At 70.9% G+C, this 14,266-nt stretch carries 19 protein-coding genes; 10 read left to right on the top strand and 9 right to left on the bottom strand.

The window, feature by feature from the left end; all coding sequences use genetic code 11:
* The first annotated feature begins 12 nt into the window (after positions 1–12).
* Both ACFZA2_RS00225 and ACFZA2_RS00220 read left to right on the top strand, forming a co-directional pair.
* Positions 13–516 (top strand): metallophosphoesterase family protein, encoded by a 504-nt coding sequence (locus tag ACFZA2_RS00225; RefSeq protein WP_315992936.1) that lies wholly within the window; start codon positions 13–15, stop codon positions 514–516.
* An 84-nt stretch (positions 517–600) separates the two neighbouring features.
* Positions 601–1,203: a M15 family metallopeptidase gene (locus ACFZA2_RS00220; protein ID WP_391399102.1), complete on the top strand. Its 603-nt coding sequence runs from the start codon at positions 601–603 to the stop codon at positions 1,201–1,203.
* Between the two features lie 143 nt (positions 1,204–1,346).
* Here the strand turns inward: ACFZA2_RS00220 and ACFZA2_RS00215 are convergent, their stop codons facing one another.
* The 3 genes from ACFZA2_RS00215 to ACFZA2_RS00205 form a co-directional block, all read right to left on the bottom strand.
* On the bottom strand, positions 1,347–2,462 hold the full coding sequence (locus tag ACFZA2_RS00215; RefSeq protein WP_391401454.1) for a fatty acid desaturase family protein: 1,116 nt from the start codon (positions 2,460–2,462) through the stop codon (positions 1,347–1,349).
* A gap of 245 nt (positions 2,463–2,707) precedes the next feature.
* Positions 2,708–2,911 (bottom strand): cold-shock protein, encoded by a 204-nt coding sequence (locus tag ACFZA2_RS00210; RefSeq protein WP_013583139.1) that lies wholly within the window; start codon positions 2,909–2,911, stop codon positions 2,708–2,710.
* A gap of 16 nt (positions 2,912–2,927) precedes the next feature.
* Positions 2,928–3,212 (bottom strand): hypothetical protein, encoded by a 285-nt coding sequence (locus ACFZA2_RS00205; protein ID WP_391399099.1) that lies wholly within the window; start codon positions 3,210–3,212, stop codon positions 2,928–2,930.
* A 229-nt stretch (positions 3,213–3,441) separates the two neighbouring features.
* On the opposite strand from ACFZA2_RS00205, the gene ACFZA2_RS00200 reads away from it, so the two are divergent.
* Together ACFZA2_RS00200 and ACFZA2_RS00195 are read left to right on the top strand one after the other, a co-directional pair.
* A complete protein-coding gene (locus ACFZA2_RS00200) occupies positions 3,442–3,792 on the top strand; it encodes a biopolymer transporter Tol (protein ID WP_391399096.1) in 351 nt (116 codons plus the stop codon).
* Between the two features lie 52 nt (positions 3,793–3,844).
* On the top strand, positions 3,845–4,336 hold the full coding sequence (locus tag ACFZA2_RS00195; protein ID WP_363392363.1) for a pyridoxamine 5'-phosphate oxidase family protein: 492 nt from the start codon (positions 3,845–3,847) through the stop codon (positions 4,334–4,336).
* Positions 4,337–4,403: 67 nt separating this feature from the next.
* Here the strand turns inward: ACFZA2_RS00195 and ACFZA2_RS00190 are convergent, their stop codons facing one another.
* Positions 4,404–4,532, bottom strand: coding sequence for a hypothetical protein (locus ACFZA2_RS00190; protein ID WP_315992931.1), 129 nt, complete (start codon positions 4,530–4,532; stop codon positions 4,404–4,406).
* Between the two features lie 111 nt (positions 4,533–4,643).
* Here ACFZA2_RS00190 and ACFZA2_RS00185 point away from each other — a divergent pair, with 111 nt between their 5' ends.
* Both ACFZA2_RS00185 and ACFZA2_RS00180 read left to right on the top strand, forming a co-directional pair.
* The gene (locus tag ACFZA2_RS00185) at positions 4,644–4,799 is read left to right on the top strand and encodes a DUF2256 domain-containing protein (protein WP_315992930.1); all 156 of its coding nucleotides are present in this window, start codon (positions 4,644–4,646) and stop codon (positions 4,797–4,799) included.
* The gene (locus ACFZA2_RS00180; RefSeq protein ID WP_391399091.1) at positions 4,796–6,235 is read left to right on the top strand and encodes a cryptochrome/photolyase family protein; all 1,440 of its coding nucleotides are present in this window, start codon (positions 4,796–4,798) and stop codon (positions 6,233–6,235) included. Before ACFZA2_RS00185 ends, ACFZA2_RS00180 begins: the two co-directional genes overlap by 4 nt.
* A 172-nt stretch (positions 6,236–6,407) precedes the next feature.
* Here the strand turns inward: ACFZA2_RS00180 and ACFZA2_RS00175 are convergent, their stop codons facing one another.
* Positions 6,408–6,623 (bottom strand): DUF2945 domain-containing protein, encoded by a 216-nt coding sequence (locus tag ACFZA2_RS00175; protein WP_315992928.1) that lies wholly within the window; start codon positions 6,621–6,623, stop codon positions 6,408–6,410.
* Between the two features lie 182 nt (positions 6,624–6,805).
* Here ACFZA2_RS00175 and ACFZA2_RS00170 point away from each other — a divergent pair, with 182 nt between their 5' ends.
* Positions 6,806–8,335 carry a catalase gene (locus tag ACFZA2_RS00170; protein WP_391399087.1) on the top strand — a complete coding sequence of 510 codons (1,530 nt, stop codon included), beginning with the start codon at positions 6,806–6,808 and terminating at the stop codon, positions 8,333–8,335.
* An 82-nt stretch (positions 8,336–8,417) separates the two neighbouring features.
* Here ACFZA2_RS00170 and ACFZA2_RS00165 read toward each other — a convergent pair whose 3' ends face one another.
* The 3 genes from ACFZA2_RS00165 to ACFZA2_RS00155 are packed head-to-tail and all read right to left on the bottom strand — an operon-like array spanning position 8,418 to position 10,650.
* Complete coding sequence (locus tag ACFZA2_RS00165; RefSeq protein WP_391399084.1) at positions 8,418–9,047, bottom strand: hypothetical protein; 630 nt, start codon at positions 9,045–9,047, stop codon at positions 8,418–8,420.
* Positions 9,044–9,877: an endonuclease/exonuclease/phosphatase family protein gene (locus tag ACFZA2_RS00160; RefSeq protein WP_391399081.1), complete on the bottom strand. Its 834-nt coding sequence runs from the start codon at positions 9,875–9,877 to the stop codon at positions 9,044–9,046. The genes ACFZA2_RS00165 and ACFZA2_RS00160 overlap by 4 nt, the downstream gene beginning before the upstream one ends.
* Positions 9,877–10,650, bottom strand: a complete 774-nt coding sequence (locus ACFZA2_RS00155) for a glycosyltransferase family 2 protein (RefSeq protein WP_391399078.1) — start codon at positions 10,648–10,650, stop codon at positions 9,877–9,879. Before ACFZA2_RS00155 ends, ACFZA2_RS00160 begins: the two co-directional genes overlap by 1 nt.
* Before the next feature lie 117 nt (positions 10,651–10,767).
* Between ACFZA2_RS00155 and ACFZA2_RS00150 the strand changes: the two genes are divergently transcribed.
* Genes ACFZA2_RS00150 through ACFZA2_RS00140 form a run of 3 tightly spaced genes read left to right on the top strand, consistent with a single transcriptional unit; the run spans position 10,768 to position 12,963 of the window.
* On the top strand, positions 10,768–11,511 hold the full coding sequence (locus tag ACFZA2_RS00150) for a sulfurtransferase (protein ID WP_391399075.1): 744 nt from the start codon (positions 10,768–10,770) through the stop codon (positions 11,509–11,511).
* Between the two features lies 1 nt (position 11,512).
* The gene (locus ACFZA2_RS00145) at positions 11,513–12,466 is read left to right on the top strand and encodes a dipeptidase (protein WP_391399073.1); all 954 of its coding nucleotides are present in this window, start codon (positions 11,513–11,515) and stop codon (positions 12,464–12,466) included.
* On the top strand, positions 12,463–12,963 hold the full coding sequence (locus ACFZA2_RS00140) for a GNAT family N-acetyltransferase (RefSeq protein WP_391399069.1): 501 nt from the start codon (positions 12,463–12,465) through the stop codon (positions 12,961–12,963). The genes ACFZA2_RS00145 and ACFZA2_RS00140 overlap by 4 nt, the downstream gene beginning before the upstream one ends.
* 49 nt (positions 12,964–13,012) lie before the next feature.
* On the opposite strand, the gene ACFZA2_RS00135 is transcribed toward ACFZA2_RS00140, so the two are convergent.
* Complete coding sequence (locus tag ACFZA2_RS00135; RefSeq protein ID WP_391399065.1) at positions 13,013–14,248, bottom strand: NAD(P)/FAD-dependent oxidoreductase; 1,236 nt, start codon at positions 14,246–14,248, stop codon at positions 13,013–13,015.
* Positions 14,249–14,266: the final 18 nt, after the last annotated feature.

Raw genomic sequence — 14,266 nt, 5'->3', positions numbered from 1 at the left:
TAGCGTGGACGCATGCCGACGCGACTTCTGCTCCTCGCCGACACGCACGTGCCGAAGAGGGCCCGGGCTCTCCCCACGGCGGTGCGGCGGATGGCATCCCGGGCCGATCTCATCGTGCACGCCGGCGACTGGGTCGAGGAGAGCGTGCTCGACGATCTGTCGGCGATCGGACCCGTGCTGGGGGTCTGGGGCAACAACGACGGGGACGGCCTGCGGACGCGCCTGCCCGAGGTGGCCCGTGCCGAGATCGACGGGGTGCGCCTCGCCGTGGTGCACGAGACGGGCGCCGCCGCGGGGCGGGAGAAGCGGATGGATGCCGCCTACCCCGACACGGACGTACTCGTGTTCGGGCACAGCCATATCCCGTGGGACTCGCTGACCCCCGCGGGACTGCGGCTGCTCAACCCCGGCTCGCCCACCGATCGGCGCCGCCAACCGGCGTGCACGGTCATGACGGCGACGCTGTCGGACGGCGCCGTCCGCGATGTCCTCCTGCACGAGGTCTCGCGCGACTGACCGTGACCGGTCCGGACGGGACTATCGCCGTCGTATGCCCGGCGGCATACGCCCCGGCAACGGTCGTCGCGATCGACTGGCGGCATGCGTTCGTCCCGGTCTCCACGCCCCGTCCGTCGTCGCCTCCTCGTGCTGCTCGTCGGCGCCGGCGGGGCGATCGTCGTGCTCATCGTCGCCCTCGTCGTCCTGTCGTCGATGACCGCGTCGTCGTTCGTCGCCGGGATCAGCGCTGCGGTTCCGTTCCCGCCGACCGAGGCCGACGGCATGATCCCGGATGCCGAGCGGCTGACGCCGGCCGATGACGGGCGTCCGGCAGTGGGACGCCTCGACGCCGAGCTTCTCGAGGCGTTGCGGGCCGCGGCGGAGGTGGCCGACGACGACGGGATCTCGTTCGACATCACCAGCGGATGGCGAAGTGAGGCCTATCAGCGCTGGCTCCTGCAGGAGGCGATCCGCACCTACGGCAGCGAGGAGGTGGCTCGCGAATTCGTCGCGACTCCCGAGCAGTCCAGCCACGTGACCGGGCACGCGGTCGACATCGGATCGCTGGACGCCCAGCTGTGGATCATCGAGCACGGCCGCGAATGGGGCCTCTGCCAGACCTATGCGAACGAGAGGTGGCATTTCGAACGGGCGACGACGGACGGCGGCGAGTGTCCGCCGCCGCTCGCGGATGCGCGCGGGTGACGGCGCCCGCCCGAAGGTGCACCCGCGTGCGTCGAGGGGTTGGCCTTCTCACCGCCCTCGCTCACCGCGCTCTCGAACAAGCCCGGCCGCGGATCACGACGGCGCCGCGCCCTGGAGGACACGGCGCCGTCGTTCGACGGGGATCACTCCGCGTTGAGGTGGCGCGCCGCCGAGGTCATCGGGCATTCGAACGGGTCGCGGGCAGCGAGGCCCACCCGGTTGAGGTAGCGGATGACGATCCCGTAGGACTGGAACAGCGTCGTCTCGACGTAGGGCACGTCCAGCGTCGCGCAGTGCTCGCGCACGATGACGCGGGCGCGGCTGAGGTGCGGGCGCGGCATGTTCGGGAACAGGTGGTGCTCGATCTGGTAGTTGAGGCCGCCCATGAGCCACGTGGCCCACCAGCCGCCAGAGACGTTGCGCGAGGTGCGCACCTGCTTGCTGAAGAAGTCGAGCTTCGCGCCGGGCTCGATGACCGGCATCCCCTTGTGGTTGGGCGCGAAGGACGCGCCCATGTAGATGCCGAATACGGCGACCGAGACGCCGAAGAACGCGAACGCGAGGCCCACCGGCAGGAAGACGAAGATCGGGGCGATGAAGATCGTGTGGCGCAGGGCGAGCAGGCCGAGCTCCTTCCAGCGGTCCTTGTTCTCGCCGCGCGAGAGCAGGTGGCGGAGCGCCAGGACGTAGAGATTGATGCCCTCGAAGGCCAGCAGCGGGAAGAAGAGATAGCCCTGGCGCTGCGTGATCCAGCGCTGCACGCCGCGCGCCTTGGCGGCGTCGACGTCGAGGAACGAGATCGTGTCGATCTCGATGTCGGGGTCTTTGCCGACGCGGTTCGGGTTGGCGTGATGCCGGGTGTGCTTCGATGCCCACCACGAGCGGCTCATGCCGACGATGCCGTTGCCGATGAAGAGGCCGAGGCGGTCGTTGGCGGGGCCGGAGGCGAAGATCTGCCGGTGGGCGGCCTCGTGCGCGAGGAAGGCGACCTGCGTGAACAGGATGCCGAGGACCGCGGCGATGATGAGCTGGAACCAGCTGTCGCCGAGGAGGATGAACCCGGTGATGCACCCGGCGAAACCGAGCACGATCGCCGCGGCGACACCCGCGTAGAACCGCGGGGTGCGGACGAGCAGCCCGCTCTCGCGGACGACCTGCGACAGCTCCGTGTAGGCCTTGGTGATCGGGGGGAATTCCTTGGTTCCGGAATAGGTCTGACGTACGGGGCCGAGGCGGGACTCGGCGACGGGGGTAGCGATCTGCTGCTCCTCGGGTGTGCGTTCTGCGGGAGTCGGGCCGACGGCTTCCCGACCCGTGGTTCACATTACGGGTCGCCGTATAAAGGCCCCGGAATACATCCACATGTGCAGGAGCCTCACGGGAAACGGAAACATCCGCGCGTGCGAGTGCGCCCGTGACGGCCGGGCCACCGCTTGCCCGGGAACGACGAAAGCCGGGGCGTCGCGTCGGCGACGCGCCCGGCTTTCGCGCGGAGGAGCGGAGCTCAGAGGGGGCGGATGTTCGCCGCCTGCATGCCCTTGGGGCCCTGCTCAGCGTCGAACTCGACCTTCTGGGCCTCGGTGAGCTCCTTGAAGCCGTTGCCCTGGATCGCGCTGAAGTGCGCGAACAGGTCGGCCGAGCCGTCATCGGGAGCGATGAAGCCGTAGCCCTTTTCGGAGTTGAACCATTTCACGGTGCCAGTGGCCATCGTGTTCTTCCTTTATTCATGTTGGGCCGCAGGTGCGGCCGTGGGTGCCGCTCCGACGCGTGCGGAGCGGACGGGGACGCCGCGGCACCGAATCGGTGACGCGGACGCGGTGCCCATCGACCGCGGCCTGAGCCGCGCCGACGGACGCATGGACGCCGAGGTTCTCGCCGAGCGGACCTTGGGCTTCGTAGCCCGAGGTGGCCGCGCCGACGAAACCGGCGTAGTCGGATCCGGCCGTCGCGACGTAGACGTCGAGGTCGGCCTGGCGCCACGACAGTGGCGAGGGGTGAAGCAGAGACACGGGAACTTTCCGCGAGTGCGACGCGAGGACCGAGGCCGTCGAGCGAGGCACGCGATGGGTGAGGGAGGGAGTGCTGTCGGAAACGGCTCGGCGCCGTGCGCCCGGCATCTCAGCGATGAGGCGGGCGTCGATGAAGCAAGTCCCAGAACGAATACCTTCACGCTAGCACGGATGCCCGAACGGCGCCCGGGAAGTTTCGGCGGCCGGCGCGGTGCGCTGCACTGGGGGCATGGCATCCACCGATCCGGCCGCGTCCGACGACGAGCGCTGGCTGGTCATCGACGGCAGGCGGTGGCGTCGGACGGACCCGTCGCTTCCGGAGGATCTCGCTGCGGCCCTGCGCTCCCACCTGGGGAGGGCGCGTGCCGCGGTGCGCGTGGCGAAACGCGACGGCGATGACGACGCCACGGCCGACGCCCGCCGTCGCGTGGGGCTGGCCAAGGCCGGCTTGGGCGAACGGGGGCCGACCTGGTGGGACGACGAGGTCGCGGCGCGGCTGTCGCGGGCGCGCGAGGCTCTGGCCGAGCTCGACCGCCTCGCCCCTCCGAGAGCAGACGGTGCGCCTGCCGTCAACACGTAGCGCGTCGAGGATCGAACCGCTGGGCTGGGACCTCCACGATCGAGGGAGAGTCATGTCATCCACTGTTTCCGAGCTGGAGAAGCTCAACGAACTGCTGAAGAAGTTCCGCTTCGCCATGGTCACCACGCGGGCCGAGAACGGCGACCTGCACGCTCACCCTCTCACCGTGCAGGAGACCGAGTCCGACGGAGACCTCTGGTTCATCGTCGGGACGCACGCCTCCGCCGTCGAGCACGTGCGTCGGGACCCGAAGGTGGGGTTGTCGTTCAGCACCGACGGCACGTGGCTGTCGCTCGCGGGGGAGGCCGAGGTCGTCGACGACCTCGCCAAGCTCAAGGAGCTGTGGTCGACGAGCGTCGAGGCGTGGTTCCCGGACGGCCCCGAAGCGCCGGGCGTGACGCTGCTGAAGGTCTCGACCTTGACGGGGGAGTACTGGGGCAGCGCGGGTGGGCGCATCGCGACGGCGATCGCGCTCGTGACGTCGAAGGTGACGGGTGACCGCCCGCGCGGCGGCGAGAACGAGACGTTCGACCTGACCGACTGACGACCCGACCGGGGCGGTGCCGATCCACCGGCACCGCCCCGACCCGCGGGTGCGGGGAGAGGCGGCCTCAGCCGCCGGAGGGGTTGTCGACGGGGGTGTCGTCGTCGTCGGTCGTGGGAACCGACGGAGCGTCGGCGGTCTCGAGCTCGTCGGGCTCGTCGGCGGTGTCGGGGGTGCGTTCGGCGAAGGTGTCCATGACGGCACCCGACCACTCGTCCGATCCAGGCGCACGGGCCTTGCGCGCAACGGTTCATCGTGAGAGCGCAAGCCCCCGAGTCGGGCCCCGGCGCTTTGCGACGATGACGGCATGTCACGACCCGAAGTGCGTTCCAAGCCCTGCGCGTATTGCGGCCGCCCGTTCAGCGACCGCAAGCGCTGGAGCGGACGCGATCAGTGGGACCAGGTGCTGTACTGCTCGCGCGGATGCCGGTCGAAGGCCGCAGCTCAGAGGCGCAGCGCATGAAGGCCGCGCTGATCCTGGCGACCCAGCAGTTCGCCGAGCACCCGGCGTACGTCGACGACGAGGTCGAGGAGTTCTTCTTCATCGAGTCGGCACCGCGGTTCGCGAAGCTGCCGTACCACCGGCACAAGATCGTGCTGCTGGTGTCGGCCATGCGGCACACCGCGGCGCGGCTGGAGGCCGAGGGCCGGACCGTGCGGCGCATCACCCTCGACGATGACCTGACGTTCAAGGCGGGCCTCGAACGCCTGCTGAAGAAGCACCACGTGTCGCGGTTGACCTGGATGAGCGACCCGAACCGTCCCGTCGACGAGCGCATCGCGCGGATCTGCGCCGACCACGACGTCGACACGGACGTGCTCCCGGACGGGCTCTTCCTCACGCCCGAGGAGGACGTGGACGGCTGGTTCGCGGAACACCCCACGCCGCTCATGGAGGACTTCTACCACTGGCAGCGCCGGCGCACCGGCATCCTGATGGACGGCGGGAAGCCCGCGGGGCGTCGCTGGAACTTCGATGCCGACAACCGTAAGGCCCTGCCGAAGAAGGGCGTCGAGATCCCGCCCCTGCCGCAACTCGAGCATGACGAGCTCACCCGCGCGGTGATCGCGGAGGTCGACGAACTCTTCCCCGAGCACCCGGGCGCGGCGGAGGAGTTCTGGCTCCCCGTGACGCCCGAGGACTCCCGCGACTGGCTCGACGTCTTCGTCGCCGAGCGACTGCACGACTTCGGCCGCTACGAGGACGCGATGAAGGCCGACGAGCCGTTCCTCTTCCACGCGATCATCTCGCCGATGCTGAACATCGGGCTTCTGACGGTCGAGGAGGTGGTCGCCGCAGCCACCCGCACGGACGCCCCGTTGGCATCCGTCGAGGGGTTCATCCGCCAGGTGATCGGATGGCGCGAGTACATGCGCGGCATGTACCGGGCACACCCGAAGCTCGAGCACGTGAACGCGCTGCACCTCGAGCAGCGGATCCAGAAGTACTGGTATTCGGGGGAGCGGATGCCGAAGGACCTGCCGATCCCGGTGCGCACGGTGCTGGAGCGCGTGCACCGGTGGGGGTATGCGCACCACATCGAGCGGCTGATGGTGCTGGGCAACTGGTTCCTGCTCCAAGGCTACGCGCCGCGGCAGGTGAACGCGTGGTTCCTCGCGCTGTTCGTTGACGCGTACGACTGGGTGATGGTGCCCAACGTCATGGGCATGAGCCAATTCGCCGACGGCGGGTTCGTCGCCACCAAGCCCTACGTCTCGGGCGGGGCGTACCTGCAGAAGATGGGCTCGTGGTGGCCGTCGGCGCAGGATGCCAAGGACTCGGCGTTCACCGAGGCGTACTGGGACTTCCTCGAGCGGCACGAAGACGTGCTGGCCGGCAACCACCGGCTGGGGCTCGCGCTGGCGCAGATGAGGAAGCGGCGCGACGCGAAGCAGTAGCGAGGGGTGCCGGTCCTCGACGGGCTCGCGGAGCGGAGGTGGCTGAGCCTGTCGGAGCCACCGGGTGCCGTGTCGGGCCCGGTCCCTTCGACAGGCTCAGGGACCTCTGCCGCGGCCCTTCGGCGGGCTCAGGACCGGGGTGGTCGCTGAGCCCGCCGTCGCGACCGCGCGATCAGCTCTTGAGCTTGTTCAGCGACGAGCCCTTGTGCGCCGCGGTCGAGCCCGACTTCTCCGACTTCACGATGTAGGCCGGGTCGTCCTCGGACGCCGTGAACTTCTGGCCGTCGTGCTGGAAGTCCTTCGTCTTCTTCTCGACGACCTCGCCCTGGGTCTTGCCCTGCGGGGTGTCCCAGCTGACGCGATCGCCCTTCGACAGATCCTTCGACATGTCATGTCCCTTCGGTTCGTGTGGGGCCATGGTTTCGAGGCCGCGGCGACGTCCGCGGGGGATTGACAGCCCCCGGACAGTAGGTGCTTCGCGCGCGAAGCGCAACACCCCCTCGATGTCGGAGGGGGTGCGTAGCGTCGGCGTGGGCCTTTCGTTTCGCGGCCCACGACGTGAGGAGAGCCATGACCGAGCCGACCACCACGAACGGCGGCGCACCCGTCGCCAGTGACGAGCATTCGCAGAGCGTCGGAGCCGATGGCTCGATCGCGCTGACCGACCACTACCTGATCGAGAAGCTCGCGCAGTTCAATCGCGAGCGTGTCCCCGAGCGCGTCGTGCACGCAAAGGGCGGCGGAGCGTTCGGCACCTTCCGCACGACCGGCGACGTCTCGGCCTACACCCGGGCTGCGTTGTTCCAGCCCGGCGTCGAGACCGAGATGCTGGCGCGCTTCTCGTCGGTCGCCGGCGAGCAGGGCAGCCCCGACACGTGGCGCGACCCCCGCGGTTTCTCGCTGAAGTTCTACACGACCGAGGGCAATTACGACCTCGTCGGCAACAACACCCCCGTCTTCTTCGTCAAGGACGGCATCAAGTTCCCCGACTTCATCCGGTCGCAGAAGCGCCTCCCCGGCAGCCACCTGCGCGACAACACCATGCAGTGGGATTTCTGGACGCTCTCACCCGAGAGCGCCCACCAGGTCACGTGGCTCATGGGCGACCGCGGCATCCCGGCGTCCTGGCGGCACATGAACGGCTACGGCTCGCACACCTACCAGTGGATCAATGCCGACGGCGAACGGTTCTGGGTGAAGTACCACTTCCACACCGACCTCGGCCACAAGACGCTCACGCAAGACGAGGCGGATCAGATCGCGGGCCAGGACGCCGACTTCCACATCCGCGACCTGTACGCGGCGATCGAGCGGGGCGAGTTCCCCACGTGGACGCTGAAGGTGCAGATCATGCCCTACGAGGATGCCAAGACCTACCGCTTCAACCCGTTCGACCTGACCAAGGTGTGGCCGCACAGCGACTACCCCGAGATCGAGGTCGGCACGATGGAGCTGAACCGCAACCCGGGCAACTACTTCGCCGAGATCGAGCAGGCGGCCTTCGAGCCGTCGAACTTCGTGCCCGGCATCGACGGCAGCCCCGACAAGATGCTGCAGGCGCGCATCTTCAGCTACGCCGACGCGCACCGCTACCGCGTCGGCACCAACTACCAGCAGCTGCCGGTGAACCGTCCGCACACCGAGGTGCATTCGTACTCGAAGGAGGGCGCGATGCGCTACGAGTACAACCCGCCCGAGGTGCCCGTCTACGCGCCGAACTCGGTGGGCGGACCCGCGGCCGACCCGCGACGCGCCGGCGACGGCGGCTGGCACAGCGACGGCGAACTCGTGCGGTCGGCGGCGACGCTGCACCCCGAGGACGACGACTGGGGTCAGGCGGGTGCCCTCGTGCGCGAAGTCATGTCGGCCGAGGAGCGCGACCGCCTTGTCGAGACGATTGTCGGGCACGTCGGGGGAGTGACCCGCAAGGACGTCCGCGATCGTGCCGTGCAGTACTGGAAGAACGTGGATGCCGAGACCGGATCGCGCGTCGAGGCGGGCCTTCCGCCGCTCGAGGACTCGACCGCTCCCGGCGAGCAGCTGAGCGAGCCGAACCCCGACGGCGACCTCGTGGGAACGGACGTCGCCGGCACCATCTGAGTCGGTACCGTCGACGGCGAACGCGCCGGTCCCCTCGGGGGCCGGCGCGTTGGCGTCCGTGCGGTCCCGCCGGGGCGGGGCGTCAGAGAGCGGCGCGATCCGTGCGCGTGAGGCGCCAGCGGGAGGCCAGCACTCCGGCGATCAGCGCTCCCGCGCCCCCCGCGATCATGTCGCCGATGGTGTCGTCGTACGTGACGAAGATGGCGTCGGTGATGAAGCGGTAGCCGAACCACTCGACCATCTCCCACACGGCGCTGAGCGCGAGCCCCGCCGTCGTGGCGACGAGGATCGGCGTTCGGCGTCGGCCGGTCGGCTCGATCACCCGAGCGTCGTCGAGGAGCACGAGCGCGACGGCGGCCAGCACTCCCGTGCACACGGCGTGGACGATCAGATCCCATCCCGTCCACGCACGGTACAGGTCGATGACGTTGCTGCCGGCCGCGACGAACACGGTGACGCACGTGACGAGGTCGAGTCCGGAGCGCAGGCCGATCATGCGCGACAGCATCACCGCCGGCAGCGACATCGACAGCACGGCGAAGTCCGTGAACGGCAGGGCGAACAGCGAGACGATCACGATCACGATCGCCGCCGCGCGCACCGCGTCGGCGAGCCAGTCGGTGACGCTGCGCGGCGGGCGCTTGAGGTTGGCGTACATCGCCGAGAGCAGCGGCATCCGCTGCTCTTCGGACGGCGCGCGGTGAGCGGTCACCGTGTGCTCCCGACGGGGATGCGCACCACGGCCTGCACGGGGAGGTGGTCGCTCGGCCACTGCGTCCCGGTGGGGCGGGGGTCGATGCCCACGGCGCGCACCCCGACCTCGGGGGTGGCCAGCAGCGCGTCGATGCGCCGAGCGCCGACCCGCGGGGTCGCGTAGTTGTTGAACGTGCCCCACTCGGCCGACCGCCGCGCGGGGGCGTACGACCAGGTGTCGACGAGCAGTCCGTCGGCGAACATGCCGGCGAGCTCGCCCGAGCGCACGTGGGCGTTCACGTCGGCCGTGAACAGCAACGGTCCCGCCTCGGCGGCGACCAGGTCGTGCAGCCAGGCCGCCGACCGCCGCCGCGCGCGCCGCGAGAAGGCGTCGAAGTGGGTGTTGACGAAGGTGAAGCCCGCGCCGGTGGCGAGGTCGCGCAGCTGCGCGATCACGGCGATACGCGGGATCGTGTTGCCCCACCCGGTCGATCCGGGCACCTCGGGGGTGTCGGAGAGGGCGACCTGGCGCCAATCCTCCACCCCGATGCGGTCGCGGTCGTAGAACAGGGGAGTGCCCTCGCCGCCGCGGTCCTTGCCGCGCCCGAGACCGAGGCGCCCGTAGCTCGAGCCCAGGGAGTCCTGCACCCACTGCGCCTGGTCGGGCATCGCCTCCTGCGAGCCGAGGAGGTGCGGACGGTTCGCGCCGAGGAACGTGCGCAACCGCTGCTTGCGCATCGGCCAGCGGTCGGCGGGCGGCCAGGTGATGCGGTCGAAGCGTCGGCGGATGTTGAAGCTCATCACGTGCAGGTCGGGAGCCTCGACGTCGGGGAACAGGATGCCGGCCATCAGCGCGCCCCCTCAGGCAGAGGTCGCACGGCACGCCGGCGGGCCACCCGCACCCACCGGGCGACCGGGAAGTCCCGCGGCCAGTGCGCGAACACCGTGCCCGCGCCGCGGCGGAAGCACCGCGCGAACCGCCCCGGCTCGACGGTCCGCGACGACACGCGCATGTGATGCCCCGAGACGTGGCGGATGCGGTGCCGCTCGCCGAGGTGGTACGCCAAGTCGAGGTCGTCGTGCAGCTCGGGGTCGAGGTGCACCTCGGCTCGCACGTCCTCCCACGCCCGCCGCCGGAACGCCATGTTCGACCCCCAGAGGGGCGCGTGACCGAGGGCGGGAACGGCGAAGGCGGTGTAGGTGCCGAGGAAGGCCCGGGCCATCGCCACGCGCCCGGCAGCCGGGCCGTCATGGAACACGGCACCGCCGGTGACGGCATCCACGCCCGTGTCGTTCAGCGCCTCGACCATGCTCGCCACCCAGGTCGCTTCGGGGATGCTGTCGGCGTCGAGCCGGAGGATGAGGTCGCCCCGCGCGGCGTCGTAGCCCGCGGCCGCAGCGGCAGGGATGCCGCGCTCGCCGCAGAAGACCACGCGCGCCCCCGCGCCGCGCGCGACGGCGGCGCTGTCGTCGCGGGAGTCGTTGTCGACGACGACGATCTCGTCGGGGGCGAGGGTCTGCGCGGCGAGCGCTCCCAGGCACCGCCGGAGGTGCGCGGAGTCGTCGCGGACGGGGATGACCACGGAGACGGTCACGGTCGACGGCACGGGGCCAAGGGGCACGCTTCCTCCCGGGGACGAGTCCTCCCACGCTAGGCGATCGACGCGGGGCGTTTCCCGGCTTGACGCCGGCGTCGCACGATGACACGCGCACGTGCGGGCTTTCGTAGGGTGGAGGTCATGGCATCCGCATCCACCCTGAACGTGTCGGCGTACCTGTTCACGCCGCTCGACGACCCGGCAGCCCTCCGGGAGGCACTGCGCGAGCAGGCCGGGGCGCGGGGGCTGCGCGGGACGATCCTGCTGGCCGAGGAGGGGATCAACCTCTTCCTGGCGGGGTCCGCCGACGAGGTGCGCGGTTTCGTCGACGATCTCCGGACCGATGCGCGTTTCGCGGCCCTGCAGACGAAGGAGAGCTGGTCGGATGCCGTGCCCTTCGGCGCGCTGCGGGTGAAGGTGAAGCGCGAGATCATCCGCATGGATCGCCCCGAGGTGCGCCCGCAGGACGGCCGGGCACCCGCCGTGAGCCCGGAGACCCTGCGCCGGTGGCTCGACCGTGGCAGCGACGACGACGGACGCGAGGTGGTGCTCGTCGACACGCGCAACGCTTTCGAGGTCGACCACGGCACCTTCGCCGGGGCGCTGGACTGGCGCATCGACCGGTTCACCCAGTTCCCGGCTGCCGCGAGCGCGCACCGCGACGAGCTCGTCGGCAAGACGGTCGTGAGCTTCTGCACCGGCGGCATCCGCTGCGAGAAGGCGGCGCTGTACCTGCGGGACGAGGGCGTCGAGGCGTACCAGCTCGACGGCGGCATCCTCGGGTGGTTCGACGCGCAGGGCGCGGCGCACTGGAGCGGCGACTGCTTCGTGTTCGACGAGCGCGAGGCGCTCGACCCCGCGCTCGCCGCGCGGGTGGGGGCCTGACGTGATCTGGGACCAGCATGCGTGCGCCGAGCTCGTCGAGACCGCCGACCTGACCGAGCTGCACCGCTATCGCGGCGGCGGGGGCGGACTGGTGTCGCTGAACGTCGGCTTCGCGCCGCACGGCCCCGAGGTCGCGGCATCCGTCCTTCACTCCTTCCGTGCGCAAGTCGAGGCGATCGAGGGGCTCGCGCTGGCGGCATCCATCGAGGACGTCGACCGCATCGCCGCCGCCGGGGACACCGCGGTGGTGTTCGACCTCGAAGACGTCGCCCCCCTCGGGGGAGACCTCGGCGCGGTGGCCTCTCTCACGGCCCTGGGAGTGCGCACCCTCGGGCCGGTCTACAACCACGCCAACGCCGCCGGCGGCGGGTGCCTCGACGCGGTCGACGACGGCCTCACCGCGTGGGGTCGCGATCTCGTCGCCGAGATGAACGTTCGCGGCATGGTGCCCGACGGCTCGCACGTGGGGGCGCGCACCACCTTCGACATGTGCGCGGTGTCGACCCGACCGGTCGTCTTCAGCCACTCCAACCTGCGTGCCGTGTGGGATCACCCGCGCAACATCACCGACGATCAGGCCCGCGCCGTCGCCGACACCGGGGGAGTGGTGGGCGTGACCGGCGTCGGCATCTTCCTCGGGCCCAACACTCCGACGCTCGAGGCGATGGTGCGCCACATCGAATACGCCGTCGGAGTCGTCGGTATCGCGCACGTGGGCGTCAGCACGGACTTCTCGTTCGACTGGGAGACCTTCCGCGACGTGCTGGCGACGAGCCCCGAGCTCTACGACGCCAGCTACACCGCGTGGGGACCGGTCGAATGGATGCCGCCGGAGACCTTCGTTCGGCTCGGCGGCGCCCTCGCGGCGCGCGGCTGGGCCGACGCCGACATCGCCGCGGTGCTCGGCGGGAACTTCCGCCGCGTCGCCCTCGAGAGCTGGGAGGCTCACGCATGACCGCATTCCCCGACGACGCCGTGCTGCGCCGTGCGCGACCCGGTGACGAGGACGGCATCCTCGCCTGCATCCAGGCCCTCGCCGACTACGAGAAGGAGCCGGATGCCGTCGAGAACACCGCCGCGATGATCACCGCGACGCTGTTCGGCGACGAGCCGCGCGCGTTCGCGTTCGTCGTGGCGGGCCCCGACGACGATGTCCGCGCTATCGCGATCTGGTTCCTCACCTACTCCACGTGGACGGGCAGGCACGGCATCTGGCTCGAGGACCTCTACGTGCACGAGCAGTACCGCTCGCACGGCTACGGGGTCGCTCTGCTCTCGGCGCTCGCCGAAGAGTGCGTGCGGCGCGGGTATTCGCGCCTGGAATGGACGGTGCTGGACTGGAACGAGCCGGCCATCGGCTTCTACCGTGCCCTCGGCGCCGAGGCGATGGAGGAGTGGACGACGCGCCGGGTGACCGGCGAAGCGCTGCAGACGCTGGCTCAGCGGGGATGACGCAGCGTCCACGTCGAACCGTGCCCCGGCTGACCGGGGCCACGCCGGTTCACCGCCCGAGGTCGGCCCGTACCGCCTCCGCGGCCCGCTGACCCGACACGAGCGCCCCCTGGATCGACGCCGTGTCGCGGTGATCCCCGGCGACGTAACGGCCGTCGCCGAGGCGCACGGGACGACGCCGTCGCAGCGGTGGATCCTGCACGGGGAGGGCTCGGGCGATGTCGTCGCGACGCAGCAGGCGCCAGAGGCGGGTGTCGGCATCCCAGATCTCGGCGAGCTGGCGACGGATGCCGCTCTCCGACGCGTCGGAGGGCAACACGCACGTCGCCTGGATGAGGTGCTGCCCCCGCGGCGCGTAGGTCGGGGCGGTGTTCGTCATCACCGCGGTGTTCACCACCGGGCCGCGACGACGGCCGTCAACCCGCAGCGCGCCGTCGGTCGTCGGTGCCTCGTCGGCGGCGAACCACCACGTCTGCAGGCCCCGCGGCGCGGGGAGCGGCACGTCCACGGCCGGGTCGAGACCGGTGGCGAGGATCACGGCGCGGGCGGTCACGGCATCCTGACCCTCGATGCCCACGTGCCAGCCGTGCGCTCGCCGCCGGGTCGAGACCACGCGGTGCGACAGGCGGATGCCGGCTCCCGCTCGCCGGGCGGCGTCGGCGAGCTGCGCGGGGAGGGCGCCGATGCCCGCGGCGGGAACGCCCGGGCGCCCGAGCGCGAAGCTGCGGATGAGCAGGCGGACGAACGCGTCGGAGGTCTCCTGCCGGTCGTCGGCGAGCACGCCGGCCAGGAAGGGTTCGAGCACGGCCTCCCGCAGGGGTCCGCGCAGGCCCGCCCGGTCCCACGCCTCGGCGAGAGCGCGGTCGTCGCCGGTCTTCGCCGCCCGGGCGGTCAGGACGGTCGGACCCGCCCACCGAGCCAGGGCGAGGACATCCGTCGGCCGCACGAGTCCGCTCGCCAGCGTCTCGGCCACCGACGACGGATGCCGCAGCGGGTGCGCGAGCCGCGCCACCCGGTCGTCGAGCCGCACGCCGACCGCCACGGGGAAACGCCGCAGCGCCAGCGCGTCGACGTCGACCCAACGCCGGATCGCGGGATAGGCGGGGTTCAGCACGTGGAAGCCGAGGTCGAGGCGGAACCCGTCGACGACGTCGGTGCGCTCCCGCCCTCCCACGGCGTCCCCGGCCTCGAGCACGACGACGTCGCGTCCGGCCTCGGCGAGGCGGGTCGCCGCGCGCAGCCCCGCGAGGCCCGCACCGACCACGATGACGTCGTACTCGCTCATGCCGAGAGCCTACGAAGC

This window comes from Microbacterium sp. NPDC007973, assembly GCF_042958465.1.
Classification (GTDB): domain Bacteria; phylum Actinomycetota; class Actinomycetes; order Actinomycetales; family Microbacteriaceae; genus Microbacterium; species Microbacterium galbum.
The sequence above is the reverse complement of the archived record's forward strand: the minus strand, read 5'-3'. Positions and strand labels throughout refer to the sequence as shown.

Excerpts from the sequence above, each read along its gene's own strand:
- ACFZA2_RS00225 (WP_315992936.1), top strand. The coding sequence starts at position 13 with ATGCCGACGCGACTTCTGCTCCTCGCCGACACGCACGTGCCGAAGAGG.
- ACFZA2_RS00220 (WP_391399102.1), top strand. The coding sequence starts at position 601 with ATGCGTTCGTCCCGGTCTCCACGCCCCGTCCGTCGTCGCCTCCTCGTG.
- ACFZA2_RS00210 (WP_013583139.1), bottom strand. The coding sequence starts at position 2,911 with ATGGCCACTGGCACCGTGAAATGGTTCAACTCCGAAAAGGGCTACGGC.
- ACFZA2_RS00200 (WP_391399096.1), top strand. The coding sequence starts at position 3,442 with ATGGCATCCACCGATCCGGCCGCGTCCGACGACGAGCGCTGGCTGGTC.
- ACFZA2_RS00195 (WP_363392363.1), top strand. The coding sequence starts at position 3,845 with ATGTCATCCACTGTTTCCGAGCTGGAGAAGCTCAACGAACTGCTGAAG.
- ACFZA2_RS00190 (WP_315992931.1), bottom strand. The coding sequence starts at position 4,532 with ATGGACACCTTCGCCGAACGCACCCCCGACACCGCCGACGAGCCCGAC.
- ACFZA2_RS00185 (WP_315992930.1), top strand. The coding sequence starts at position 4,644 with ATGTCACGACCCGAAGTGCGTTCCAAGCCCTGCGCGTATTGCGGCCGC.
- ACFZA2_RS00180 (WP_391399091.1), top strand. The coding sequence starts at position 4,796 with ATGAAGGCCGCGCTGATCCTGGCGACCCAGCAGTTCGCCGAGCACCCG.
- ACFZA2_RS00175 (WP_315992928.1), bottom strand. The coding sequence starts at position 6,623 with ATGTCGAAGGATCTGTCGAAGGGCGATCGCGTCAGCTGGGACACCCCG.
- ACFZA2_RS00170 (WP_391399087.1), top strand. The coding sequence starts at position 6,806 with ATGACCGAGCCGACCACCACGAACGGCGGCGCACCCGTCGCCAGTGAC.
- ACFZA2_RS00160 (WP_391399081.1), bottom strand. The coding sequence starts at position 9,877 with ATGGCCGGCATCCTGTTCCCCGACGTCGAGGCTCCCGACCTGCACGTG.
- ACFZA2_RS00150 (WP_391399075.1), top strand. The coding sequence starts at position 10,768 with ATGGCATCCGCATCCACCCTGAACGTGTCGGCGTACCTGTTCACGCCG.
- ACFZA2_RS00140 (WP_391399069.1), top strand. The coding sequence starts at position 12,463 with ATGACCGCATTCCCCGACGACGCCGTGCTGCGCCGTGCGCGACCCGGT.
- ACFZA2_RS00135 (WP_391399065.1), bottom strand. The coding sequence starts at position 14,248 with ATGAGCGAGTACGACGTCATCGTGGTCGGTGCGGGCCTCGCGGGGCTG.